The 23,121-nt window shown below is 67.3% G+C and carries 21 protein-coding genes and 4 pseudogenes; 17 read left to right on the top strand and 8 right to left on the bottom strand.

Annotation, left to right across the window (positions count from 1 at the left end; translation table 11 throughout):
* Positions 1-94 precede the first annotated feature (94 nt).
* The gene (locus tag FCI23_RS46530; RefSeq protein ID WP_136730072.1) at positions 95-568 is read right to left on the bottom strand and encodes a hypothetical protein; all 474 of its coding nucleotides are present in this window, start codon (positions 566-568) and stop codon (positions 95-97) included.
* 339 nt (positions 569-907) lie between these two features.
* Here FCI23_RS46530 and FCI23_RS46525 point away from each other — a divergent pair, with 339 nt between their 5' ends.
* Positions 908-3,259 (top strand): chitobiase/beta-hexosaminidase C-terminal domain-containing protein, encoded by a 2,352-nt coding sequence (locus tag FCI23_RS46525; RefSeq protein ID WP_136730071.1) that lies wholly within the window; start codon positions 908-910, stop codon positions 3,257-3,259.
* A gap of 80 nt (positions 3,260-3,339) precedes the next feature.
* Here the strand turns inward: FCI23_RS46525 and FCI23_RS46520 are convergent, their stop codons facing one another.
* Positions 3,340-3,699 carry a hypothetical protein gene (locus FCI23_RS46520; protein ID WP_136730070.1) on the bottom strand — a complete coding sequence of 120 codons (360 nt, stop codon included), beginning with the start codon at positions 3,697-3,699 and terminating at the stop codon, positions 3,340-3,342.
* A 102-nt stretch (positions 3,700-3,801) separates the two neighbouring features.
* On the opposite strand from FCI23_RS46520, the gene FCI23_RS62740 reads away from it, so the two are divergent.
* Positions 3,802-4,548 (top strand): transposase, encoded by a 747-nt coding sequence (locus FCI23_RS62740; RefSeq protein ID WP_136730069.1) that lies wholly within the window; start codon positions 3,802-3,804, stop codon positions 4,546-4,548.
* Positions 4,446-5,123, top strand: a complete 678-nt coding sequence (locus FCI23_RS62735; protein ID WP_169317288.1) for a transposase — start codon at positions 4,446-4,448, stop codon at positions 5,121-5,123. Before FCI23_RS62740 ends, FCI23_RS62735 begins: the two co-directional genes overlap by 103 nt.
* 500 nt (positions 5,124-5,623) lie before the next feature.
* Here the strand turns inward: FCI23_RS62735 and FCI23_RS46505 are convergent, their stop codons facing one another.
* Both FCI23_RS46505 and FCI23_RS57465 read right to left on the bottom strand, forming a co-directional pair.
* Positions 5,624-7,417, bottom strand: a complete 1,794-nt coding sequence (locus tag FCI23_RS46505) for an adenylyl cyclase (protein WP_169317287.1) — start codon at positions 7,415-7,417, stop codon at positions 5,624-5,626.
* A 99-nt stretch (positions 7,418-7,516) separates the two neighbouring features.
* Entirely contained in the window at positions 7,517-8,062 is a 546-nt protein-coding gene (locus tag FCI23_RS57465; protein ID WP_211265778.1) for a hypothetical protein, read from the bottom strand.
* On the opposite strand from FCI23_RS57465, the pseudogene FCI23_RS64320 reads away from it, so the two are divergent.
* From FCI23_RS64320 to FCI23_RS46485, 7 genes and pseudogenes are all read left to right on the top strand, one after another.
* Positions 8,001-8,183, top strand: a pseudogene (locus FCI23_RS64320) (transposase); the annotation flags it as partial. The gene FCI23_RS57465 and the pseudogene FCI23_RS64320 overlap by 62 nt on opposite strands.
* A 106-nt stretch (positions 8,184-8,289) precedes the next feature.
* Positions 8,290-8,532 (top strand): annotated as a pseudogene (locus FCI23_RS64315) (IS3 family transposase); the annotation flags it as partial.
* A gap of 132 nt (positions 8,533-8,664) precedes the next feature.
* Positions 8,665-8,784: pseudogene (locus FCI23_RS64310) on the top strand (DDE-type integrase/transposase/recombinase); the annotation flags it as partial.
* Positions 8,785-9,014: 230 nt separating this feature from the next.
* Positions 9,015-9,575 (top strand): hypothetical protein, encoded by a 561-nt coding sequence (locus tag FCI23_RS57460; protein ID WP_169317283.1) that lies wholly within the window; start codon positions 9,015-9,017, stop codon positions 9,573-9,575.
* Entirely contained in the window at positions 9,551-9,724 is a 174-nt protein-coding gene (locus FCI23_RS57455; protein WP_169317286.1) for a hypothetical protein, read from the top strand. Before FCI23_RS57460 ends, FCI23_RS57455 begins: the two co-directional genes overlap by 25 nt.
* A gap of 191 nt (positions 9,725-9,915) precedes the next feature.
* Positions 9,916-10,491, top strand: coding sequence for a hypothetical protein (locus FCI23_RS46490; protein ID WP_136730066.1), 576 nt, complete (start codon positions 9,916-9,918; stop codon positions 10,489-10,491).
* A gap of 208 nt (positions 10,492-10,699) precedes the next feature.
* Positions 10,700-10,942, top strand: a pseudogene (locus FCI23_RS46485) (hypothetical protein); the annotation flags it as partial.
* Positions 10,943-11,032: 90 nt separating this feature from the next.
* Here the strand turns inward: FCI23_RS46485 and FCI23_RS46480 are convergent.
* The 3 genes from FCI23_RS46480 to FCI23_RS46470 form a co-directional block, all read right to left on the bottom strand.
* Positions 11,033-12,157: a catalase family protein gene (locus FCI23_RS46480; protein WP_136730065.1), complete on the bottom strand. Its 1,125-nt coding sequence runs from the start codon at positions 12,155-12,157 to the stop codon at positions 11,033-11,035.
* A 55-nt stretch (positions 12,158-12,212) separates the two neighbouring features.
* Positions 12,213-13,565: a Dyp-type peroxidase gene (locus FCI23_RS46475; protein ID WP_136730064.1), complete on the bottom strand. Its 1,353-nt coding sequence runs from the start codon at positions 13,563-13,565 to the stop codon at positions 12,213-12,215.
* Between the two features lie 117 nt (positions 13,566-13,682).
* Complete coding sequence (locus FCI23_RS46470; protein WP_136730063.1) at positions 13,683-14,336, bottom strand: hypothetical protein; 654 nt, start codon at positions 14,334-14,336, stop codon at positions 13,683-13,685.
* A 694-nt stretch (positions 14,337-15,030) separates the two neighbouring features.
* On the opposite strand from FCI23_RS46470, the gene FCI23_RS46465 reads away from it, so the two are divergent.
* The 7 genes from FCI23_RS46465 to FCI23_RS46435 all read left to right on the top strand — a co-directional run bounded on the left by FCI23_RS46465 (position 15,031) and on the right by FCI23_RS46435 (position 21,713).
* Positions 15,031-15,711 (top strand): GAP family protein, encoded by a 681-nt coding sequence (locus tag FCI23_RS46465; RefSeq protein WP_246144711.1) that lies wholly within the window; start codon positions 15,031-15,033, stop codon positions 15,709-15,711.
* A gap of 1,231 nt (positions 15,712-16,942) precedes the next feature.
* Positions 16,943-18,106, top strand: a complete 1,164-nt coding sequence (locus FCI23_RS46460; RefSeq protein WP_246144710.1) for a globin domain-containing protein — start codon at positions 16,943-16,945, stop codon at positions 18,104-18,106.
* A gap of 484 nt (positions 18,107-18,590) precedes the next feature.
* Positions 18,591-19,757, top strand: coding sequence for a nitric oxide synthase oxygenase (locus FCI23_RS46455; RefSeq protein ID WP_265737828.1), 1,167 nt, complete (start codon positions 18,591-18,593; stop codon positions 19,755-19,757).
* A gap of 62 nt (positions 19,758-19,819) precedes the next feature.
* A complete protein-coding gene (locus FCI23_RS46450) occupies positions 19,820-20,209 on the top strand; it encodes a DEAD/DEAH box helicase family protein (protein ID WP_136730060.1) in 390 nt (129 codons plus the stop codon).
* A gap of 186 nt (positions 20,210-20,395) precedes the next feature.
* A complete protein-coding gene (locus FCI23_RS46445) occupies positions 20,396-21,046 on the top strand; it encodes an aldo/keto reductase (protein WP_246144709.1) in 651 nt (216 codons plus the stop codon).
* Between the two features lie 56 nt (positions 21,047-21,102).
* Positions 21,103-21,363: a hypothetical protein gene (locus FCI23_RS46440; RefSeq protein WP_136730059.1), complete on the top strand. Its 261-nt coding sequence runs from the start codon at positions 21,103-21,105 to the stop codon at positions 21,361-21,363.
* The gene (locus FCI23_RS46435) at positions 21,360-21,713 is read left to right on the top strand and encodes an Imm8 family immunity protein (protein ID WP_136730058.1); all 354 of its coding nucleotides are present in this window, start codon (positions 21,360-21,362) and stop codon (positions 21,711-21,713) included. The genes FCI23_RS46440 and FCI23_RS46435 overlap by 4 nt, the downstream gene beginning before the upstream one ends.
* A 116-nt stretch (positions 21,714-21,829) precedes the next feature.
* Here the strand turns inward: FCI23_RS46435 and FCI23_RS46430 are convergent.
* Positions 21,830-23,121, bottom strand: a 1,292-nt coding sequence (locus tag FCI23_RS46430) for a group II intron maturase-specific domain-containing protein (RefSeq protein ID WP_246144708.1), incomplete at its 5' end; no start/stop codon positions are given.

The following is a 23,121-nucleotide window of genomic DNA, read 5'->3' as shown; positions in this document are numbered from 1 at the left end:
CACCACCTGTACGCCACCGGAGTCCACACCCTCACCCCGAGGTTCGGACCCCACCGCCACGACAGACGGCCACGCCGCGCCCGAAAAGCCTGAATCACTCAGGCACACACAGAGTTCCAGAGACGCTCCAGAGCTGCCCCCAGCGCTCTTGCTGGACGCGGGGCCGGGGCGGCGGGCTCGACCCCGAGCTGCTCCAGGCGCTCGCGCTGCTCCGGCATGAGCCCGTTCCACACGGCGGGCTGCGCTTGTTTTCCAGCCATTTCCCGACGCCTTGGCCGTGCAGGGTGGCGCCGGGCAGGATTTCGGCGAGGGCGGCGCCGGCCGCCACCAGGCATTCGCGGATGGCGGCGCAGGTGCGCTGCCAGTCGCTCGGCCACTTTGGGCATACCGGGATGCCGCGCGCGAAGTGCACATCGCGCGCCGGGTCGGTGGCGCTTGGCGCCCTGCCATGGCCACCGTGCTGTTCCGCTTCGAGGGCGGGTTGATCGTGCACCAAGTCCTCGTGTGAGGGCGACGTCAACCGCGGCTTGGCCCCGCTGGTGACCTGGGTGCGCCGGTACGTGCTCACGTACCAGGTCCGACCGGGGTTTCCAGGCGATCTCCGCCCGCGTGCCCCGCAGTTCCCGCGAAGTGACGGCGGCCCGGGACCACCCGAACCACAAGCGTTCGCAGGATGAATCCGGCGCATCTTCTTGACGCGTCGCCGAGGCCATTTGACACTGCCTTACGGACTCGGGAATGCCCTGGACCGCAGATTGAGAGCGTTTTCAGCATGCTGAATCCAAGGGGCACGCATGTCCAGGGTCCGTAAGTCCCAGCTCACCAGCACAAGCAAGCGCAATCACCCCCCACTTCCGTGCGGACCCGGTGTTCACTTCACGAAGCCGGGCGAAAGGAACCTCCCACTATGCGCAGACACTTGTCACCGAGCGGCGACTCAGGCCCGCGCCGCCACCGGCGCGCCCTCGCCGTGCTCGCCGCCCTGGTTATGGCACTGGCCGGACTGCTCGGCCTCAACGGCGTCGTGGGCACCGCCTCGGCCGCCACGGACTACACCCAGAGCGTCACCCAGGTCAGCGCCACCCAGGCGCAGATCACCTTCACGCCGACCACTCCGGCCAAGTACGTGATCACGCACTACCTGGTCGACGGCGCCAACCAGCAGAACGTCCAGATGGCCAGCTCCTCTGGCGCGTGGACTTTTACAGTCTCCGGACTCACCAACGGGTCCGTGCTGACGTACTCGTTCACATACGAGAAGAACGGCGCACAGTACGACACGCCGCAATTCACGTACACCCAGGGCGGCAGCAGCCCGGGGGCCGTCGCCACGCCCGCCTTCAGCCCGGCGGGCGGCACCTTCAGCAGCGCGCAGACCGTGACGATCTCCGACGCCACCTCCGGCGCGACCGTCCACTACACCCTTGACGGCTCGGCGCCGACCGCGAGCTCCGCCACCTACACCGGGCCGCTGAGCATCACGGCCACCACCACCGTCAAGGCCATCGCGGTGCTGTCCGGCTCCACCGACTCGGCGGTGGCCACCGCGACGTACACCATCGGTGCGTCCGCCGGCTGCCCGACCCAGTCGGACACGCCCGACTTCGGGTCGAACGTGCACATCTTCGACCCGTCCATGGGCAACGCCGCCATCCAGGCCCAGCTGGACGCGCAGTTCAACCAGATGAAGGACACCAACACCGCGCAGTTCAGCGAGAACCGGGTGGCCGACCTCTACAAGCCCGGCACGTACAGCGTCCAGGACAACGTCGGCTTCTACACCTCGGTGGCCGGACTCGGGCAGAACCCGGACGACGTGACCATCAACGGCGATGTCACCGTCGACGCCTTCAACACCTCCGACCAGGGCAACGCCACCCAGAACTTCTGGCGGTCCGCGGAGAACCTGGCCATCAACCCCAGCACCGGCGCCGACCGGTGGGCTGTGGCGCAGGCCGCCCCCTTCCGCCGGATCGACGTCCACGGCGGGCTCAACCTCTACCCGGCCAGCTACGGCTACGCCAGCGGCGGCTACATCGCCGACACCAAGGTCAGCGGCCAGACCGCGTCGATCTCCCAGCAGCAGTGGTACACCCGCGACAGCAACCTCGGCAGCTGGAACGGCGGCGTGTGGAACATGGTCTTCTCCGGCGTCAACGGCGCCCCGGCGAACACCTTCCCCAGCCCGCCGGAGACCACCCTGGCCACCACCCCAGTCTCCCGCGACGTGCCCTACCTGTATCTGGACAGCACCGGCAAGTACCGGGTGTTCCTGCCCTCCCTGCGCACCAACGCCTCCGGCCCGAGCTGGGCGAACGGCAGCACCCCGGGCACCTCACTGCCGATGAGCCAGTTCTACGTGGTCAAGGCCGGCGACACCGCGGCGACCATCAACAACGCCCTCGCCCAGGGCTGCAACCTCTTCGTCACCCCGGGCGTATACCACCTCAGCCAGACGCTGAACATCACCAAGGCCAACACGGTCGTGCTCGGCATCGGCTACCCGACCTTCATCCCGGACAACGGCGTCAACGCCATGCAGGTCGCCGATGTGGACGGGGTACGCCTCAAGGGCCTGCTGTTCGACGCCGGCACCACCAACTCGGCGGCCCTGCTGACCGTCGGCCCGTCCGGCTCGTCCGCGAGCCACGCGTCCAACCCGACCTCCATTCAGGACGTCTTCTTCCGCATAGGCGGCGAGGTCGCCGGCAAGGCCACGACCAGCCTGGTCGTCAACAGCGGCAACACCCTCATCGACCACATCTGGGCCTGGCGCGCCGACCACGGCACCGCGGGCACGGTCGGCTGGACCACCAACACCGCTGACACCGGCCTGATCGTCAACGGCGCCAACGTTCTGGCCACCGGACTGTTCGTCGAGCACTACCAGAAGTACGAGGTGGTGTGGAACGGCGAGGGTGGCAAGACGATCTTCTTCCAGAACGAGATGCCCTACGACCCGCCCAACCAAAGCGCCTGGATGAGCTCCCCGGGCGTCAACGGCTACGCCGCCTACAAGGTCGGCGCGGGCGTCACCACCCATGAGGCGTGGGGCCTGGGCAGCTACTGCTACTTCAACGTCAACCCGTCGGTGAACAGCTACCACGCTTTCGAGGTGCCCAACACCGCCGGCGTGAAGTTTCACGACGCGCTGACCGTCTCGCTCGGCAACGTCGGCACGATCACCCATGTCATCAACGACACGGGAGCGGTCACCCCGTCCAACACCACGCCGAGCAACGTCATCTCGTACCCGTGACACACAGGTACCGGTCTGACACACCGGTGCCTGTGACAGACCGGTACCCCTGACACACCGGGGGGCCGGGGCCTTCGGCCCTACTGGATGCCGGCGTGCTTGCAGGGCTGCGTGAACGGCCCGTTGCACAGCTGGGCGGTGGTGTAGAGGGCGTCCGTGCCGATGGCGTCCTTGATGTTCGCCTTCGTCACGGAGACGGCGGTGAGCAGCTTGGCCGGGACGCTGTCGCCGGAGCCGCTGGTGGCGGTGGTGTCGGCGACGGACTTGATGTCCTTGCCCTGCCGCAGGTCCACGGCGATCTCGGCGGCGGGGCTCCCGGGCGGCCGCCGCCACCACCAAAACCTCGGTCCGGCGTCCCCGCCCGCCACCTGGTGCAGCCGCGCCGGCCATCTCCGCTCCTGTTCCCAGGACAGGGCCTGTTCCCACCACTGGCACGCCACCGCCGGTCGCGTCCAAGGTGCGGTGTAAAAGGATCACGGGCGTAGGGTGCCGTGCTGAACTGCCAGTTCACACGTCACTGCTCTCCGAGGAGTCCTACGCCCGTGACCGCACGAGTATTGCCCACGCATGTCCTGCGCGCCGAAATCGACGCCCTGTGCACCGGGGACCGCGACCTGGTCGAGGTCCTGGAGGACGTCGCCCGCCTCGGCGCCCGCATGATCATCCAGACCGCCGTGGAGGCCGAGGTCGAGGCCTTCCTCGGCCGGGCCCGCTACCAGCGCACCGCCGCCACCGGGGACGGCGATGATGCACCGGCCGTCCGCGCCGGACACCGCAACGGCTACAGCCCCACCACCATCAAGTCCACCGCCGGACCGATCACCGTCCAACGCCCCAAGCTGCGAGGTATCACCGAGAAGTTCGCCTCCCGCCTGTTCGGCACCCACGTCACCCGCACCAACGCCTTGGAATCGCTGGTCATCGCCTCCTTCGTGCGCGGGCTGTCCGTCCGCGACGTGGAGAACGCCCTCGCGGACGCCCTCGGACCGGAGGCCGCCTTGTCGAAGTCAACGGTCTCCACGATCTGCCAGGCCATCCGCACCGAGTGCGCCACCTGGCGCGAACGCGAGCTGTCCGGCGTCGTGCTCGACTACCTGTTACTGGACGCCTCGCACTTCAAGATGCACCCGAACGCCGGCAGCGAGCCGGTCCTCGCCGCTGGGGCGTCACCACCGACGGCAAGCCGGTGTTCGTCGGCCTGGCCGCCGCTGCCTGGGAGGGCACCGACGCGTGGGAGGACTTCCTCGCCGGCCTGCTCCAGCGCGGCCTGCGCCCACCGCTGCTGGTGATATCCGACGGCGCCCCGGGCATCATCGCCGCCTGCGAGCTCGTACTGGGCCGCTCACTGCGCCAGAGGTGCCTGATCCACAAGTCCCGAAACGTCTTGTCGAAGATCAGCAAGCCCGACCAGCAGGCCGTGAAGGACGACCTCTGGAAGGTCTTCGACACCACCGTGCCCGAACTGAACGACATCGCGCCCGGCCAGCAGCGCATCGACGCCTTCGCCGCGGCCTGGGAGAAGCAATACCCGGCCGCGATCAAGTCCATGATGACGGATCGTGAAAGCCTCACGCCCTACCTGCGGTTCCCCATTGAGCACCACAAGCGGATCCGTCACTCCAACTTCATCGAGCGGACCTTCGGTGAGACCCGGCGCAGGGTCAAGGTCATCGGCCGGTTCCCCGGCGAAACCTCCTGCGTCAGCCTGGTCTGGGCCGTCCTGGACCGCGCCGCCCGCGGCTTCACCATGACCGCCGTCGCCCTGCGTACGCTGCACGACCTGCGCCGGGCCCTGCTCGACCCCCTGACTCAACTGCGACCCACCACCACGGCCACCGTGACAGCAACCGCCGACGCCGCATAAGATCAACTAACGGCATCCGCGTCGAGATCATTTACACCACTCCGCGGACGCGACCAATGAGGACACGGCGGCCGGGATCATCGCGGGTCGTCCCTGAGCCGTCCAACCCCATTCCGGATGGCGATTGCTGGTTTGTGTGATGTGCGGGAGATGCGTGTCGGACAGCGGGTGAGAAATAGGTGCGACACGGGATGAGAAGCCGCAGGAAATCGAGGTGAGACTTAGCAGCAACCGACACCGCAGCCCCCATGTTCCGCCCTTGCCGACGGACCAGTTGAAGACTGCAACCCGCGACTGACAACCCGGTGGCACACAGAGAACGGAGCGTGCTCCGCCGCTGCGCGGCTCCGCAGCCGGGATGAGCTAACCCGGGCGTGAACGCCCGGGCTTGCGCTCAAGAAGTCGGTCAACCAGCCTGACGAAGTGGGGCTACAAAGTGGTCCTCCAATGGGCAGGCGCGGTCTGATCAGCAGAAAGGGTGGATTCTCGTATCCGCTTGGTCAGACACTAACAATGCCGTCCGCGTAGCCCTTCATGTTGTAGGTGCCGAAGCCGTTCTGCACGGGATCGCCGCTGTTGTTGATGCAGTGCAGGATGCCCCCGCCACCTGGGCCGTTGAGGCAGACGATCATCAGGTCGGTGAAGGCGACGCCGGGGGTGTCGGGGACCTCGTAGGCCCGGTCGGTGTAGATGTCCGCCTGCAGGTTGAAGAAGCAGTAGCTGCCCAGCCCCCAGGCCCGGTGGTCGGTGACGGAGTCGGCGACCTTGTAGGCGGCGTAGCCGTTGGTGGTGCCATGGACCCAGGCGGCTTGCGTGGGGACGTCGTAGGGGTGCTCGTTCTGGAAGAAGTAGGTGCGGCCGTGGTTTCCGTTCCAGAGCACCTCGTACTTCTGGTAGTGCTCGACGGCGAGGCCATAGGCGGTGACCCGGTCGCCGTTGACGAGGAAGCCGGTGTCGGCCGGGTTGACCGACCAGCCGACGGTGCCGTCGTTGCCGTGGTCGGCGCGCCAGAGCCAGAGGTTGTCGCAGATCACGTCGTTGCTGTCGAGCTGGATGCTGACGGTGGCGCTGCCGGCGAGGGCGCCACCGATGCGGGCGTAGACGTCGAAGAGCACGGTGGGGTTGTCGGCGTGGCTGGTTCGGCTAGGGCCGTGGCCGACGCGGAGCAGGAAGGGGGAGCCGGCGGAGGCGGCCTCGAGGAGCACGCCGGCGATGGAGACGCCGCCGATGTCGGCGACCTCGAGGAGCGAGTTGCTGTGTGTGGCCTGGAGGGTGGCCAGGCCCAGGCCGAGGACGACGGTGCCGGGGCGAGACACGCGGAGGGGGGAGGAGAGGGGGTAGACGCCGGGGGTGAGCAGGAGGTGGAGGCCCCGGGCAAGGGCGTGGTTAATGGTGGCGGCTGAATCGCCAGGCCGGGCCACGTGGAAGCGGGACAGGGGGATGCTGTGTCCGTCGGCCTGGCCGGAGGCCCAGGTCGTCCCGGCGGAGTCGCGGCGAAGTGCGGGCACGAAGACGCGGTAGGAGCCGTCGGCGGCTATGGTGATGAACGGCTTCTCCCGGACGGCCGGGGTCTGGTCGACGACGGTCCAGGCGGGGTTGGGGAAGTGCTGGATGGGAGCGCCCTGGGTGCCGACGAAGACCATGTTCCAGTTGGAGCCGGTCCAGCTGCCGAAGCTGTCGTTGCGGGACAGCCACTGCTGCTGCGAACCCGAGTCGACCTGGCCGTCCACCACACTGTCGGCCAGGAATCCACCGCTGGACCAGCGGTTGCCGGGCGGGCTGGGCCACAGGGTCATGTCGCCCTTGATGTGGGCGCGGCGCATCGGGCCCGCCTGGGCAACCGCCCAGCGCTCCAGGCCGTCCGGCGGGACGATGCACAGGTTCTCGGCGGCGCGCCAGAAATTCTGCGTGCCGTTGCCGCCCAGCCACTGGGCGTCGACTGTGACATGCCCGTTGATCACAACGTCGTCAGGGCTGTCGCCGAGCCCAAGCACGTGAGTGTAAAACCCGACGTTGATGTCGACGTTGTAGGTGCCCGGCTTAAAGGCCAGAGCGTACCGCTCAGTGCCAAACTGGTTGGATTGCTGCGTGTTGAACACAGCGTCGACCTGAGCCTGGATCGCCGCGTCGCCCATCGAGGGGTCGAAGACAAGGACGTTGGAGCCCAGGTCATTGGCTCCTCGGGCGGGTGACGAGGCGAAGGCTGATCCGGTGGAGAGGTTGCCGACCAGTGGCAACGTGGCGGCGACGGCTGCACTGCGGAGCACAGCACGGCGGGTGGGGGTGGCGGACATGGATCTCCCTGGCGTGGTGGGTGGGGGAGGGTGTTGCGGCTGGCCCTCCAGCGCAGAGAGCGCTCTCGCGGGGAAGTGAAGCATCGGGGCTGTGCAGCGTCAATAGTCTGTAGAGCAGGAGAGGTTCAACTGTATGTTGGTGAAGAGGCTGGCGGCGCTCCGGGCCTCGATGTTGTGTTGTGCGGTGAGGGCGTGGATGTCCCGGGCGAGATGCACCAGACGGGTGGTGCCGTCGCTGGAGTCGTCGTGTCCTGCGTCGAGTAGCTGGCGTACGTGTTGCCGGGCCTCGGCGAGCCGGGCAGCTTTTTCCTGCAGGTCGTTGTAGTGGTGTGACTGGTTGTTGGATCTTTGGTTGATCTTGTTTTTGGGCTGGCGTTTCGTAGGTTGAGAGCGTGGTGGTGAACCGTGCTGTAGCTCGATGAGCTGCGGTTTTCTGGTCGGCTGGGTGTGGTGGCGGTCGGGACGGGGCAGCCAGCGGATGGTTGGTTCTGTCCGGGAGGTGCGTGGTGCCGTCGGTTGAGGTGCCCCGAAGTTTCCGGACAGGGATCCAATAGAATCCCTGCAACAAGGAAATGGGGAAGAAATGGCGCGACCCAGCAAGTACTCGCCGGAGTTCCGCGAGGAAGCCGTCCAGGTTGCAGTCAAGTCGAGCAAGACAGTCTCTGAAGTTGCTCGGGATCTTGATCTGAACTCGAAAACCCTACGAGGCTGGGTGAAGAAACACCAGAAGCAGCAAGAATCGGCCGTTGACCCCGAACTGACGGTGAGCGAGCGGGCACAGCTGAAGGAGCTCGAACGGCGGAACCGCGAGCTGGAGATGGAAAACTTGTTCCTGAAAAAGCCGCAGCGTACTTCGCGAAGGATGCCCGGCAATGGGCAATTACGAGTTCATCGACACGATGCGACTCGACACAGCGGAGTGCGCATTTCCCGTCACGTTCATGTGCGAGGGACTTCACGTCCCCACGTACGAATGGCGTTCGCGGCCGGAATCGGCAACGGCCCAGCGCCGAGAGGAGTTGAAAATCCTCATCAAGAAAGCCTTCGACCTCTCGGACGCGACCTACGGTTACCGCCGGGTGCACGCCCAGCTGCAACGCTGGGACGTCGCCGTCGGCCTGGAGCTGGTCCGGGAGCTGATGCGTGCGATGAGGCTGGAGCCGTGCCAGCCCCGCCCCAAACGCGTCTCCCTGACCAAGGCAACCGCCGGCCCGATCCCGGATCTGGTCGGTCGCAACTTCACCGCTGCCGAGCCGGGAACGAAACTTGTCGGCGATACAACGTACATCGCCACCGGTGAGGGGCGGCTGTATCTGGCGACGGTCCTCGATTGCTGTACCAAGGAAGTTATCGAGTACGCGATGGATGATCACTATCAAACACCGCTGATATCCAGAGCGATCCGCAACGCGGCGCGCAACAGAGAGCTCGCGGCGGCCCCGGGTCTGCTGGCGCGCTGCTCATCTACAGCGGCCACGCAAGCGAGGTCACCCCCGGGCAGATCAGCTCCGATGTCGTCGATCTGGGCGGCGGCAACCTCCAGCCCCAGACCGTCGTCGGCGCCCCGTACCTTTCCCGGGGTAGCGCCACGCTCCGGATGTACTCGCCTATCCAGGGCGTCGACGGGGGCCGGGCGCGGATCGAGGCCACCGACAACCTGGACGGCACGGCGTACACCTTCTGGGAGGCCGCGAAGGACACCAACGGCACGTCGCGGGTCGTGGCGTACGCCTCCAACGGGTCCGGCGGTGGCGGCGGTTTCACCAACGTGGAAGTGCGCGGCTCCGGATTCCACATCGACGTAAACGCGAAGAACCTGGACTTCACCGAGCTCGGCGGCCTGGTCGTCGACACCGGCGCGGCTGTTGCCGGCGTGCTCACGGCCGGCTCCATCGTGACCGGCCGCGTCACCATCACGCCCTCGGCAGCCAATACACCGACATCCGTGACAGTCACCGGGCTGAACGTGCAGGGAGCCACCATCCGGGGCTTCGCCACCCCGAGTACGACCGCCCCCGGCACCGCTGTGACCGGCGTCGGTGTCACCTCCATCTCCTCCACCAGCCTGACGGTGGGTGACCAGGACCAGTACGACCGCTACTGGAATCGACTGGATGCTGATCGGAAGCTGATATGGACGAAGAGACCACTCCCGTAGCCATGGTGGCCACCTGCCAGACCGCCGGGTGCCCCGTCGATGGCGTGCCGTTCAACGCCACGCTGTATGCGAACGCCGCTCCGCCCATCTACCGGGCGGTCTGCGGGCAGTGCGGCCAGATCGTCACTGACCTGGTCCCGGTGCCGTAGCGCCACCGGATCCCCGTGGCGCTGCTCCAGGCGGCGGCCGCGATCAGCCCGCTCCTTAGCGCAGCTGACCCCGGACGCACGAAAGCCCCCGCGCCGGCGTACCGGGCGGTGCATTCGCCCTGCTCGGTCAGACCGGCACCAGCGCCCATCATCTGGCTGACTCCACGCCGCGCGCGGCTACGCTCGAATATATGTACGAGTTGCCGCCGGATCTGGAGCGCCTGCGGGTGATCCGTGTCTACCTGCAGATGCAGCTCGCCGCGGTCGACGCGAAGATTCAGCAGGCCGAGAAGGCCGCAGCGCAGCCACCGGAGCCACGTACCGAGCTGGCGTGGCGGCTGCAGCACGTGCCCAACCCCGACGGCGCCACTGGCCACGGCGTGGTTCACCGTGACGGTTGCCGCGTCAAAGGCGGCGGACGGCTCGACCGGAAGGCGCTGGATCTGGCGCTCACCATGCCCGACGTCACGACGTGCAGCATCTGCCAACCGGAACGGCCTCGACCCATGACCGGCCCCGGACGCGCGAAGGACCCCGCGTCGGTACACCCGGCGCGGCTACGGGAGAAGGTGACCGGTCTCGGGTGCGTCCCGCGCCGAGAGGGCGATTCTGGCAGCTTCCCCGAGGAGGAGGTATGGGCAGAATGCCAAGATCACGAAACCCGTGGCCCGTACACGACCCTGGTGGGCCGGGGTGGAGGCTGGCTACGGTCGGCGCAGCACGCGGCCCGGCTCTTCGCGCTCGATCCGCTTGAACTCCTGCCATGACAAGCCGCTCATATCGGAGGCCACCAGGCCGCGCGCCTTCAGCCCCGCTTCTCGCGCCGCCGCCGGGCCTCCCCGAATTCCCCGAGGTCCAGCGGCTCACCTGCCGCCCGACGGGCAGAGCACCACTTGTTGAACTGGAAGCTCCAGATCCAATCCGGCGCTTGACATTCTCGCCGGAACGGTCCAGGCCGGCACGGGCCGCCCGCCCGGCATGTGGATCTTCGACAAGCACGTTCTGCTGCCCGCCGGCACCATCACCTCCATCGACGCCACCAAGCGCACGATCCACGTCGACCGCACCAAGGATGAGATCAAGAACTCCCCGGAGTTCGACAAGGACAAGCACGTTGGCGACGAGAACTACCACCAGGAGCTAGAAGTTACGTGGAATTACTTGCGAGGCTTGCTGTTTCGTACCCACGGACTGAAGCCAACTGGCCCTTCTGCCTAATGCGTGCCAGGCCGGTGGTCAGGCTGGTGATGGCATCGAGCCGTGAGGGCCGGCCGCTTGGTTGACGCATCGTCGCGGTGGTGGGCCGGGTTAGGCACCAAGCACCTCGTCGGCGCTGCGGGGCTCTGTGCGCGGTTGCTGGTTGAGTTTGTGGCGCGCGATGGAGGATCGCCGGTAGACCTCCTTGCGGGCCCGCATGATGTTGCCCAGGGGCGCGTGCTCGGCGGTGACCCGCCAGGGCGTGAAGGAAAGTGAGTCCATCTTCTCCAGGTTTTCCGGGCCCGAGATGTCCTGCTGTGGCAGCCGCAGCTTGGCCACGGTGACGGACGGCGAGAGCTGCTCGGGCCATTCCACGGTGGTGTCCTCCACCGGCATGCGCTCCAGGTCGGTGCAGAGTTGGACCTGGATGTCGAAGGCGTAGGGCCGCTCTTGCAGTTCGGCTTGCAGGGCTGGTCGGAAGACCTCCGGCGCGGAGGCCGGGTCGATGGCGCGCCGGATCACCGCAGCGGCGCATTCCGGATCGGGGGTGATGCGCACCTTGGCCATGTAGTCCCCGTGTCTGACCGCGCCCATCGTCCAGTAGCTGGACAGCAGTACGTTGACCGGGGGGATCTTTGACAGGCGCAGGAAGGCCAGGAACTCGTCCCATGCCCAGTCGTCCTGGTCCAGGGTTCCCTTTCCGGTCACGAACTCGGTAAAGAAGCGATGTGCGCCGGGTCGGCCCTGGGAGAAGTAGGCCGGCGCGTTCAGAAACAATTCCTGGATGAACAGGTAGTGCTCGACTGTGTTGCAGAAGAAGATCGGTGCGTTGATGTTGGCGTAGTCGAAGGTGCCTGTGTCCGGTTCGTCTTCCAGCAGGGTCGGGCCGTCGATGTCGAAAATCTTCAGCGCCAATCCGGTCGCGCTGCCCAGTCGCGCGTCGGCTCCGGCGTGAGGCGAGCCGTTGGAGAAGCGGATGAGCGCATCGTGGGTTCCAGGAGTCGCGTAGATGCCCTGGGCGTACTCGGGGGGAAGCCCGTTCAGGATCTTTACCTGCCCTCGGACCAGCCCGTAGCCCTTGGCATGGGCGTCGCGGAGGGCCCCTCCGGTGCCACCGGCCTCGACTGACTCGGTGATGTAGCTCTCGGTCTTGTCGATCACCGTCTGCAGGTTTTGGTCGAAGCGCGGGTCGTCGTCTTCGACGTCCGGCGTGTAGGGGACAAACTGTGCTGCCATGACTTCGACCACTCCTCGGAGAGCGTGGTGGGACCTCAGGGGGTAGGAATTCCCCTCAGTCCTCCAGGTCGGCGAGCCAGCGCAGGGCGCGCAGACCCGGCAGGAAGCAGTACTCGCCGCCGCGGGTAACCACGAAGCTGGGCAGGTTCCGCAGGCGGCGCCGGACCGGCTTCTCCGGGATGGTGGCGCTGCCGGTTCCGTCGTGATGCCCGGCTACCGGGTCCTTCTCGCCGGGGTAGCCGATGAAGTTGCCGTCGTTGACCCACTCGGCCTTGATGAATTCGAACTGTCGTTCCAGGTGGGCTCCGATGAAGACTCCGACCAGGCCCCGGTCGGCGCCGTCGTCCTCCAGCACGCCCTCGGGCAGCGGCGGGCCATAGGTGGTGCCGCGCCGGATGAGGCGGTGCATCCGTGCGTCGCCGATGATGGTGGCATCGCGGGGGTTGTTGCGCCGGATGTGCGCACCGGCGGGGCACCGGAACCCTCGGTCGTCGTTCTCCCGGTACAGGAAGTCGTTGTTGCGGTGCGGATCCGCACCGAGCTCGGCATCATCGTGCTCCGGCGTCAGCGTCAGCGGCGCCCCGCTGGGCCAGCGCCCGACCATCTTCGCCGCCAGGAGTGCCACCTCCTCGGCGCTGGAGGTGTTCGCGCGCAGGTACCGGCGCCAGGCCGCCACGTCAGTGTGGATCTTGCGAACGGCCACGTAGGTCCCGTTACGCCCCAGCACATCGGGGCTGGGCATGGGCGGCAGGCTGCCGGTTTCGTCGGGGTAGCCGAGGATGAACTCGCCGGCCTTGATGGGGACTTCCTGCGAATTGGAGCCGGGCAGGCCGACGCCCTCGATGTTCGGATGGCTGATGCCGTCGCGGAATCCGAAGGTGGTGCGCCCGGTCGGGAGCTGGTGGACCTCCTGCTGCCAGATCACCTGGACACCGGGTGTGTCCTGGAAGGCGAGGCGGGCCTGCTCCAGCTCTTTGTCCAGTTGCGCCGCATTGGAGGAGAGGGCGCTCAACGCGATATGAACGTCGCCTGTTCCAAACGGTGTCTCCCAGTGGTCCGGGGCGCTCTCGCCCACGTCACCGATCAGCTCCGCCCGAGCGGCCATGCCCTCACGAAACGCCCGCGGAAAGCTGTCCAGCGACTCCTGGGGCACCCCCAGGGCCCTCAGTCCCTGGTAGGTGAACGCCACAGCCACCCAGGCATCCTGGCTCGGGTCCACGCTGGGCAAACCACCCGCGGTCACCGGGAGCAGCCGCCGCAGCAGGGCGCGCCCGGCGTGGCGGTCATCGACCCGCAGGAAGATGAACTTTCCCTCGTACGGCACGGGCCGTGGACGCAGTGCCCCGCTTTGGACGTCGTCGATCTCGACGCCCACGCCGGCCGCGCCGCTGCTGTCCGCCGTGTTCATGATGCCGTGTGCCTCCACATCGGGACTCTGCCTGGACAGCCCCGCACCGGTTGCCCAGCGCCCGCCGACGAGGCCCGACGGCGCTGGGTAGGCTCTGAGGGTTGGTTGGTCCGGCTCCTAGCCTGCGGCTTCCTCCATCAGTTTCTGGAAGGCAGGCGTAGCCAGCAACGCCGCGTTGGCCGGGTTCTCCAGCGCCGCCCGGAACTCAGGCGTGTCCAGCACCGCCTGGAACGCCTCGTTCACACGCTGGTCCTTCCAGATCTGCTGAACGGTCAGATCGGGATACGAGCTGACGAAGACACCCGCGGGCGCCTGGTGGGCGACGAACCAGTCCTTCACCCCTGGATCGCTGACGCCAGGAAACCCTTCGGTGTGCGAGAAGACCTTGTCGAAGCGGGACCCGACTACCGTCTTGCCGAAGTCGTCGATGTAGGTGTCCCAGGAGCCGTCGAAGACGCTGGCGAACATGTGCCGGGTGTCGTTGTCGAACAGCACGTGGCGTGCGTCGTGCAGGGTGCCGATCTCGCGCAGCGCCCCACGCGCCGTCACGTCAGCCGACCCGGCGGCGAGCGTGGCGAGATCCTCACGCATCGCATCCGCATGGCCCGGCTTGATCTTGGTAAAGACCGTGAACTCGCTACACACCCCATCCGTCATGCCCGGGCGCTCGGGCTGAGCCGACTGGGTTGCACCTTTCGTCGCAGTCATCGTGAGATTCTCCTGCCACAAAACGGTGCGAGGGTCGCCAAGCGCTCGAATATGAGTCGCCATCGCCCTCACCTCTTCATCCTGACTGCACACACGCCGCCTCGCATCCCCGGCCCGGGGTGATGCGGTGACCCGGGGGCGGATTGTCGAGAGGCTCCGGCACTGCGGGGTCCAGCCCGATCGGTTCACCATTCCCCGACACCGGCCGGCTACGGTTCGTGCCCGATATGCCGTCGAGGTGCGCCTCGTCCGTCACGGTGCCGAGAGAGCATTTTCGGGTGTCGGCTCACTGTCGAGCTCGATGGAGGCACCACCGCGGCAACGAGCAGGCCCAAGCCCTTGCGCTCCGAGAAGCTCCCGAAGACAGATTCGGAAGGGCGCAGGAACATGTAATGGGGACCTGCCGAGTTTGTCGGCGTCACGTTCTCGGGCAACTGCTTCCGCGTGGCCGAGAAGGGCAGCCACGCAGCCGACCACGTAACCCCCGGTGCCGCTCCGGCTGCCCCGTGAGCCGGATTGAGCGACGAGACGCTCAGCAGTCTGGAACATCCGGCCGACCGCCGGACGGTGCAGACCGCTAAAGATCGCCGTCCAGAAGGACCGCTTCCGGAGGCGCAGACCCAGCTCCGGGGCCCTTCCAACACGTCCCGGACACGTCCACGACAGTCCCACGGCTCCGCGTGCAGGCGGTCGGGTCACCAACCCCCGTCAGACGTGGCTCAACTCGATCGCCACCCTGACCCCCCACCTGGAGGCAATGATGGGCAAAGTTCTCGGTGACGTGCTGGGTCTTGCGGCCGGCGTCGCGATCAGCCCGCTCCCGATCATCGCAATCATCCTCATACTCGCCACGCCTCGGGGACGTCTCAACGGACTGCTCTTCGCCGCCGGCTGGATCCTGGGACTCTCGGCGCTGGGCGCGGTGATGCTGGCGATCGCCTCCCCCGCGGGCGCCTCCGCCCACAATCACCCGGCCACCTGGGTGGGAGCCCTCAAGCTCGCTCTGGGCGTGCTGCTCGTCCTCTTCGGCGCCCGGCAATGGCACCGGCGCCCGAAGGATCCCTCGCAGGCCCAGCTGCCGAAGTGGATGGGCGCGATCGACCGCCTCACGCCGGTCAAGGTCTTCGGCCTTGGAACGGCCCTGGCCGCGCTCAACGCCAAGAACGCCCCGCTGACCATCGCCGCGGGCGCCGCGATCGGCTCAGCCGGACTGCCGGTCGGGCAGCAGATCGCGTCGCTGGCTATCTTCGTCCTGATCGCCACCCTCGGCCTGCTGGCCCCACTGGGAGTCTTCCTGCTCGGGGGAGAGCGAGCGAAAATCACGCTCGGCAACTGGAAAGACTGGGCAGCCCAGCACAACGTCGCCGTGATGGCGGCCCTGTTCTTCGTTCTCGGGCTGAAACTGCTCGGAGACGGCATCGGCATCCTCACCTCCTGACGGGCCTACCCACGCGTGTCGGTGTGGTCCGATCACAGACGTGCAACAGAGAAGGTCGGGAGTGGGTCTTTGAACGCGCCCTACGACGGCGGCAAATCCCTCCTGTTCCACCTCGGTGATACGGGCCATCTGGCTGTCGCGGAGATGTCCTCGTCGACCGCGACGCCGTCGCTTCCGGAGCGGCAGCTATTGGCCAGCCCCGGCAACCTGACGACCTGTGCCGCAACTGGTGTACCTAAACGCCACCGTCACCGTGCTGCCCATCGCGGAGGTTGGGGTGAACCTTGACAAACCTGATTCCACATAATCGGCAGCTACTACTACCGGGCCCCGCAGCAGTGATCACACTGCACGGGGCGGCGGCCGGAACGGGACACGATCCGTTCCGGCCGCCGCTCACGGTGGAGCGGCCAACGGCAGACAGTGACCATCAGGCCAGACAGCGCCCCGTCAACTGGCCGTCGACGGAGAATCGCAACTGGCCGCTAACAAATAGGAATTCGTGGGCGACATCCGGCATGTCGTTCAGTAGCACTTCCGGCAAGCGCAGCACCGACCGCCGACCTGGCCGTAAATCGCCGCATTTGCCACCTCACCAGGAGATCGCGGAGCACGCGTCATCGGGCCACGGCAGCCTGCTCGAAGCTCTGCTCGTGAAGAGGTTGAGGAGGTGTCGTGGGCAACAGTCCACTGCGTGACCGCCTTTGACGGATGAGGTGAATCCAATAAGATGTTCGAGTTCTTTCCGTCATGGCAAAGTGACCGAGGAGGTCTTGCCGTTCATGCCGGATCCGACCCCGCGTGACCGCGCCCTGTCCCCGCCGCGCCGCCACCGGAACGCGGCGTTCGCCACGTGGCGGCAACGCGTCCCGGCGCCCTGCGCCGCTGGAGTCGCTGTTTGGCGCCCTGCGCCGCTGGAGTCGCTGTTTGGCGCGTGCTTACCGCGCCGTGTCCTGCCGTCCGCCACCGTTCCCGCACGCTGGTCGATGTGAGCCAACTCGTTGCAGTGGTGAGCAGGACGGTTCTTGCCCGCGGCGACGAGTGACTGTTATCTGGGGTGCACTGAGTGAGGATTTCCTCGCGGATGCCGCGTCTGGGCGGCAGACCGCAAGATACGTCCGCGGCCCGGAATGAGGCGCGGCCTGTACCGTCGCCACCCTCGCCCGCGGCTTCGCCCGTCCCGCAGGCTGTCACGCCTGTGCCGGCCCTGCTATCTGGCGACGAGATAGCGATGCTGCGTGCCAGTGTGGCCATCGTCAGCCCGCTGGCGCAGGACATGACTGTGTACTTCTACGCCATCCTCTTCACCCGCTATCCCCAGGTGCGCGGACTGTTCCCGCAGAACATGGACGTGCAGCGCGACCGGCTGCTGCGCGGTCTGCTGCGGATCGTCGACCTGGTTGACGACCCCGACAACCTGGTGCGGTTCTGCAGCCGGCTGGGCCGCGACCACCGCAAATTCGGTGCTCTCAGCCCCCATTACCCGGCGGTGGGCGAGTGCCTGCTCGCCTCGTTGGCACGCTTCGCCGGTGCGGCGTGGAGCGCGGAGCTGGCCGACGTGTGGACCCGCGCGTACGGACTGGTGGCCCAGGTGATGTCGGAGGCCGCCGAACTCGACGCCCAGCAGGCGCCCGCGGTCTGGCAGGCGGAGATCATTCGCCATGTGCATCGCGGTCACGGCATCGCCGAGATCACCGTGCGCACCGAGTTCCCGTACCCGTACACCGCCGGGCAGTACGCCAGCATGGAGACGCCCTGGCAGCCCCGGGCATGGCGGTACTACTCGCCCGCGCACGCCCCGCGTGACGACAGCACCATCACCTTCCATGTGCGCGCCATACCCGGCGGCCAGGTCAGTCCGGCGCTGGTGCACTGGGCGAAGCCCGGTGACCAGGTGCAGTTGGGCCCGACGCAGGGCGACATGGTCCTGGACCCGCGCAGCGACCGCGACCTGGTTTGCGTGGCCGGGGGCACCGGCATTGCCCCGATCCAGGCCCTGGTCGAGCAGGCAGCGCGCAGCGGCATGGAGCGGCACGTCGACGTCTTCATCGGCGCGCGCACCGCCGGCGAGCTCTACGGACTCGACGACATGCTCAGGATCTCCCAACGCCACCACTGGCTGTCGGTGCGCGCCGCCGTCTCCCACGAGCGCATCGCCGGCCTGGAGGGCACTTTGCCGCAGGTCTTGAGCGAGTTCGGGCCGTGGTATCAGCACGACGCCTTCCTGTCGGGCCCGATCGACATGGTCACCCGGGCCACCAGCACCCTCGTACGCAAGGGCATCCCGCGCGAGCGGATCCTGCACGACCCCTTCGACGTACCCGCGTTGGAGGCCGCGCTGCTGCCGCAGCGGATGCGCGACCAGCAAGGCGAGCCCGGCGAGGACTACGCGTGAGGCATCCGGGGAACGGCAAGGACCACCGGCACGAGCCGGCTGACTGCCCCTCGCTGCCGCCCGGGCTCTCCCCAGCGGGTCCGGCCCGGCCCCGCGTCCCCCGCACCCCAGCAGCCGCATGCTCTCGGCCTCCCGCGTACGCGCTGCCATCCGCGCGCACGGACCCCGACCAGGAACTCGACGCCGATTTGGCGCAGGGCCGGCCGGGGTCTGGTACTCGGTTATCCGGTCGGCCCGGTAGTTGGCCGGCATCTGGAGGGTCGAGACGCCCCTTGCCGGCATCGATGCCGGCACATATCCGCGCGTGAGACGTGCTCGAGCCCGTCGCTCCGTATCTCTCGCGCCCAGCACTTCACGGCTCGAGGAGCACTCCGCCAACAGGTCTCTTACCAGCGATGCCCTCAGATTCTCCTGGAGCCATGGCAAACGCCCGTCAGCCGCACCCGCTCCTCCCGGACCGCCGACCATTCTTAGGGAAATCCCCGTGCCTTTCCCGCACCCGAATCTGCGCAGCGCGTTCACGCACCGCCGGCCGCCTGAGCACGGCGCTCTCCTTAAAGCCGCCGACACGTTCATCCGCCAGTTCGCGGCCGAGAATCCCGAGACGGCCGACCCGCGGGGCAGGTTCGACCGCATCAAGGCGGAGGTAGCGGAGACCGGCACCTACGAGCACACGCCCGCCGAGCTGACCTTCGGCGCCCAGGTGGCCTGGCGCAACTCGGCGCGCTGCATCGGCCGCCTGTACTGGAACAACCTGACCGTGCGCGACCTGCGGCACGTTCACCACCCCGACGACGTGGCCCGGGGGTGCTTCGACCACCTGCGGCTGGCCACCAACAAAGGCCGCATACGCCCGGTCATCACCGTCTTCGCCCCGGACCGTCCCGGCCGCCCCGCGCCCCGGCTGTTGGGCGAGCAACTGGTCCGCTACGCCGACGACCCGCGCAGCGCCGCACGCGCCGCGCTCGCCAAGGACCTGGGATGGAAGGGCGGCGACAACGCCTTCGAAGTGCTGCCGCTGCTCGTCCAGCCCGCCCCCGGCGCAACACCGGAGTTCTACGAGGTGCCCGATGACGCCGTGCTGGAGGTGCCGCTGACGCACCCGCACGACCCCGGCTTCGCCGCCTTGGGCCTGCGCTGGTACGCAGTGCCGGCCGTCAGCGACATGTCCCTGGAGATCGGCGGGATCACCTACCCGGCCGCGCCCTTCAATGGCTGGTACATGGGTACCGAGATCGGCTCGCGGAACCTGGGCGACACCGACCGGTATAACCTGCTGCCCGCTGTCGCCGTCCTGTTCGGCCTCGACACCAGCAGCGAGCGCACTCTTTGGCGCGACCGCGCCCTGGTCGAACTCAACCTCGCCGTGCTGCACTCCTACCAGCAGGCCGGCGTGACCATCGCCGACCACCACACCGAGTCCCATCGGTTCCTGGCGCATATCGAGCGCGAAGCCAAGCACGGCCGGCCAGTCCCGACGGACTGGAGCTGGATCGTGCCCCCGCTGTCGGGATCGGCGACCGCGGTCTTCCACCGCTACTACGACCTTCCGGACGAGCGGCAGCGCCCCGCCTTCGTCCACCGCGACGCCGCACGCCAGCCGAGCCTCACCTGTCCGTACAGCCCCACGTCGGCCCACGGTGGTCCCTGATCCCCGCCGGACCACGCCGACCACCAGCGGACGGACCCCATTCACAGCGAGATGCCGCCGAGATGCGGCACGCCCTTGACTTGCAGGCGGCGCTGGACGCCGAGGTGGTGCCGGTGGACCGCTCGGTCATCGACCCGGTGGCGTACTGGCTCGCTGCGCTGCAGCACCGGGGGGAGTCCCCGAAGGCCGGGAGCTTGGAGCATCTGATGCAGGTGGCGCAGATCCACTCTCGGGGATACAGCCTGATCCTGGCGACCGTGCTGGACCCGGCCGTCCCGTTGGGGGAGCACCGCGACCGTGACCTGGGCTATCGGGCGCTGGTCGCCGACAAGGTGGCCGAGCTCCTTCGGCAGTTCGACGTGCCGGTGCTGCAGGTCGCCAACAGCGACGACTCGCGCGAAGCTGCGATCCAGGCGGCTCTGGCGGCTGTGGCCCAGATGAGCGCCGCGTGACGCGGCCCGCGGGGACCATCCAGATCGCCGGTGTCGCCGTGTCCCGGCTGGGCCTTGGCACCATGGGCTTGGCCCGGGTCATTGGGGTGCCCCCGTCGGCGATGCGCCGCGCCGCGTGCTGCAGGAGGCGGTGCATGACCACGGCATCACCCCCACCTGGACACCGCCGACGCCTACGGGCCCGCCGTGGCCGCGGAGCTGATCCGCTCTGCCCTTCATCCCTATCCGGCGAGCCTGCTGATCGCCACGAAGGTGGGCATGGTGCGGCCCGGCCCGAACCAGTGGAAGCCCCTGGGGAGGCCCGACTACCTGCGGGCTGCTGTCGAAGCGTCGCTGCGGCGACTGGGCGTGGACCGGCTCCAGCTGTGCTACCTGCACCGCATCGACCCCCAGGTGCCGTTGGCCGACCAGCTCGGCGCCCTGCGCGAACTGCAGGTCGAAGGCAAGGTCGGGCACATTGGCATCTCCAAGGTCACCGTGGACGACCTTGGGGCGGCCAGTGCGCTGGTCGAGGTCGCGGCCGAGCAGAACGTCCTGAACGTGGACGAGCCTGACGACCCCGTGGTGGCTGTCTGCCAGCGGCGCGGCCTTCCGTACGTCCCCTACAGGCCGCTCAACGCGGGCAAGCTCTCCGCCGAGAAGGCCCTGACGTGGCTGCTGGGCCTGGGCGATCACATCGCGCCCATCCCCGGCACCAGCTCGGCCGAGCACCTGCGCGAGCTGGTCGCCGCCGTCCGGCAGCAGGAACGGTCGCCGCAACACCCTAGGCAGGCCGCTGTGACCGAGGGACACGGCGTCCCGGAGGGGCGTACCGTACGGGCAGGCACTGACGTCTGACCGCCCCCTGATGCTGCCCCGCCTCCTGGTACCCCCCGTCCGGGAGGCGGGGCCCTTTGTTCGGTGTCACCGAACGCACCCTGCGACTAATCGCTCGCCTCGGCCAACGACTGATCAACGTCGGGATCCAACCAGGCCAGGCCCGGTCAACGGCCCTGTTCGCCCTCGCCGAAGAAGTCCCGGTCGCGATCCTGGCCCGCATGCTCGGCATCCACATCCAAGTCGCCGTCCAGTGGCAGAAGGCATCCGCCGGCGACTGGGCCGCCTACGCCGCCGACGTCAGCCGCCGAACCACCAAAGCACAGGGGAACACATGAGAGCTCAGATCCGTCATCTCCTCACCCCGGACATCGACCCGACCACCTTCGCCCCCGAGGATCCCGAGCGGTTCATGTTCGTGGTCCAGCTGCTGGCCGGGCCATGCGATGGAGAGGGAGAGGAGTCCTTCCAGTTCATCGTCTGCACACCAGGATGGCTACAAGATCGGGTCAGCCGGGAGGGCCCCATGCCGGGTGTCTATCACGTGATCGTCGGTTCCTTCGACTGGCCCGCACTCGAGACTTTCTTCCAGCGACTGGTCTCCCAATGCGCCGGAGCCGACTGGAACGAGGTCGCTACCAAGCTCAGCCGACATGGTCTCTACGAGTTCGCGGACTGGACTCCATGACGACCTGGCAGGGGGCATTGCCGGGTAGGAGCGGCGGGTCACCCCGCCGCTCCCCCCTCAGAACCGTGCGAGCCACTCATCGCGGCACACGGCTCATGCAAGCCCCACGGGGCGATTCAGGAGAGCTGTGCTGTGTACCTGCGTTGGCGGATGAGATATCCGCGTCGACAGGAAGCGTGTACGAGCCGGGTCCCATCATCGTTTGACCGCGACCCTGGTCTTCCATGGTGAACGAGGTAGTCGGCCGTGATCGCCTGACGGGCGATCCGCAGCCACCATCGCTCCCATTGCTCAGGAGACTCAGGGGGTTGTTCGGCGAAGAGGAGATGGTCGCCGCACAACGGACAGCGCGCTTCCTGCTTGGTGAGCAGGCGGAGCGTGTAATTGTCGAGCGGCGGCTTGACCTTCTTGCGCCGGGTTGCCCAATAGTCAGCCAGGGAAGGGTCATCGGGTGATGCCTTCCCCTTGACCATTACGTGCCGGACGATGTCAGTCCAGGAGAACTTAGTGACGTAGGCAGGGGTGCCAGGGGCACCGAACACCCCTCGGTCGTTCCTGAACTTGTTGCGTTTACCGAAGTACTGATTGACGATCCAGTTCTTCGGCTTGTGGGGGTGGGTCCAAGTTGTCCATTTGTATTGCAGCCTCCACAGGTAGTTGTCGAGGGAGCTGAACATCTTGGACGACACCACGCCCCGGTAGTAGGCAGACCAACCCCTGATGATGGGGTTGAGCTTGGCAACAACTGCCATCGCATTCGATCCGCGCAGGTTGCGCATCTCGTCCGCGAGTCTTTTCCGGAGGCGCCCGACAGCCGCTTTGCTCGGCTTGATCAGCAGTTTGCGGCGGTAGCGGCGGACGTTGAACCCGAGGAAATCGAACCCGTCTTTCAGGTGAACGATCTGCGTTTTGTCTTCGTTGAAGACAAGCCCCCGAGGCGCCAGCCACTCCGCCAGTTTCACCTTGGCCTGGTGTGCCTGCTCCTGGCTGTGGCAGAGCACGACCATATCGTCGGCGTAGCGGACCAATACCGGGGAGTCCTTTTTCGTATCACCGGCTTGAGCGCCGTTGACGACATAGCGAACTCCAGCGGCTTCCTCTAGACCGTGCAATGCGACATTCATCAGCAGAGGGGAAATCACGCCCCCAACGCAATGGGCAACTTCTGTTTCGAGGTGACGCTCGGCTACCGACGGCTGGAACTCCTTCCCCGCACGGAGGGTAAGGGGCGTCACAATGGGTAGTAGGTTTGTGACATGGTGCGTGGTGATCGTGTCGATAGCGTCGAGTACGCCCGGCGGGTCAACGCCGCCGCGGATCTGGCCGGGGCAGGTGCGCCTGTGGCCGCAGCCGCCCGCACGTTGGCGAGTAGGTACGGGGTGTCGGTGCGTCAGGCACGCCGGTATCT

Origin of the sequence: Actinacidiphila oryziradicis (assembly GCF_005047355.1) — a bacterium.
Lineage (GTDB): Bacteria > Actinomycetota > Actinomycetes > Streptomycetales > Streptomycetaceae > Actinacidiphila > Actinacidiphila oryziradicis.
Note: the sequence above shows the minus strand (reverse complement) of the source record. Positions and strands in the feature narration are given on the sequence as shown.

What these genes read in the sequence shown, in the direction of transcription:
- FCI23_RS46480 (WP_136730065.1), bottom strand. Translation starts at nt 12,157, where the DNA reads ATGGCAGCACAGTTTGTCCCCTACACGCCGGACGTCGAAGACGACGAC.
- FCI23_RS57455 (WP_169317286.1), top strand. Translation starts at nt 9,551, where the DNA reads ATGGACGAAGAGACCACTCCCGTAGCCATGGTGGCCACCTGCCAGACC.
- FCI23_RS46525 (WP_136730071.1), top strand. Translation starts at nt 908, where the DNA reads ATGCGCAGACACTTGTCACCGAGCGGCGACTCAGGCCCGCGCCGCCAC.
- FCI23_RS46490 (WP_136730066.1), top strand. Translation starts at nt 9,916, where the DNA reads ATGTACGAGTTGCCGCCGGATCTGGAGCGCCTGCGGGTGATCCGTGTC.
- FCI23_RS46470 (WP_136730063.1), bottom strand. Translation starts at nt 14,336, where the DNA reads ATGGCGACTCATATTCGAGCGCTTGGCGACCCTCGCACCGTTTTGTGG.
- FCI23_RS46505 (WP_169317287.1), bottom strand. Translation starts at nt 7,417, where the DNA reads ATGTCCGCCACCCCCACCCGCCGTGCTGTGCTCCGCAGTGCAGCCGTC.
- FCI23_RS46465 (WP_246144711.1), top strand. Translation starts at nt 15,031, where the DNA reads ATGATGGGCAAAGTTCTCGGTGACGTGCTGGGTCTTGCGGCCGGCGTC.
- FCI23_RS57460 (WP_169317283.1), top strand. Translation starts at nt 9,015, where the DNA reads ATGTACTCGCCTATCCAGGGCGTCGACGGGGGCCGGGCGCGGATCGAG.
- FCI23_RS46435 (WP_136730058.1), top strand. Translation starts at nt 21,360, where the DNA reads ATGAGAGCTCAGATCCGTCATCTCCTCACCCCGGACATCGACCCGACC.
- FCI23_RS46475 (WP_136730064.1), bottom strand. Translation starts at nt 13,565, where the DNA reads ATGAACACGGCGGACAGCAGCGGCGCGGCCGGCGTGGGCGTCGAGATC.
- FCI23_RS46460 (WP_246144710.1), top strand. Translation starts at nt 16,943, where the DNA reads ATGCTGCGTGCCAGTGTGGCCATCGTCAGCCCGCTGGCGCAGGACATG.
- FCI23_RS46450 (WP_136730060.1), top strand. Translation starts at nt 19,820, where the DNA reads ATGCGGCACGCCCTTGACTTGCAGGCGGCGCTGGACGCCGAGGTGGTG.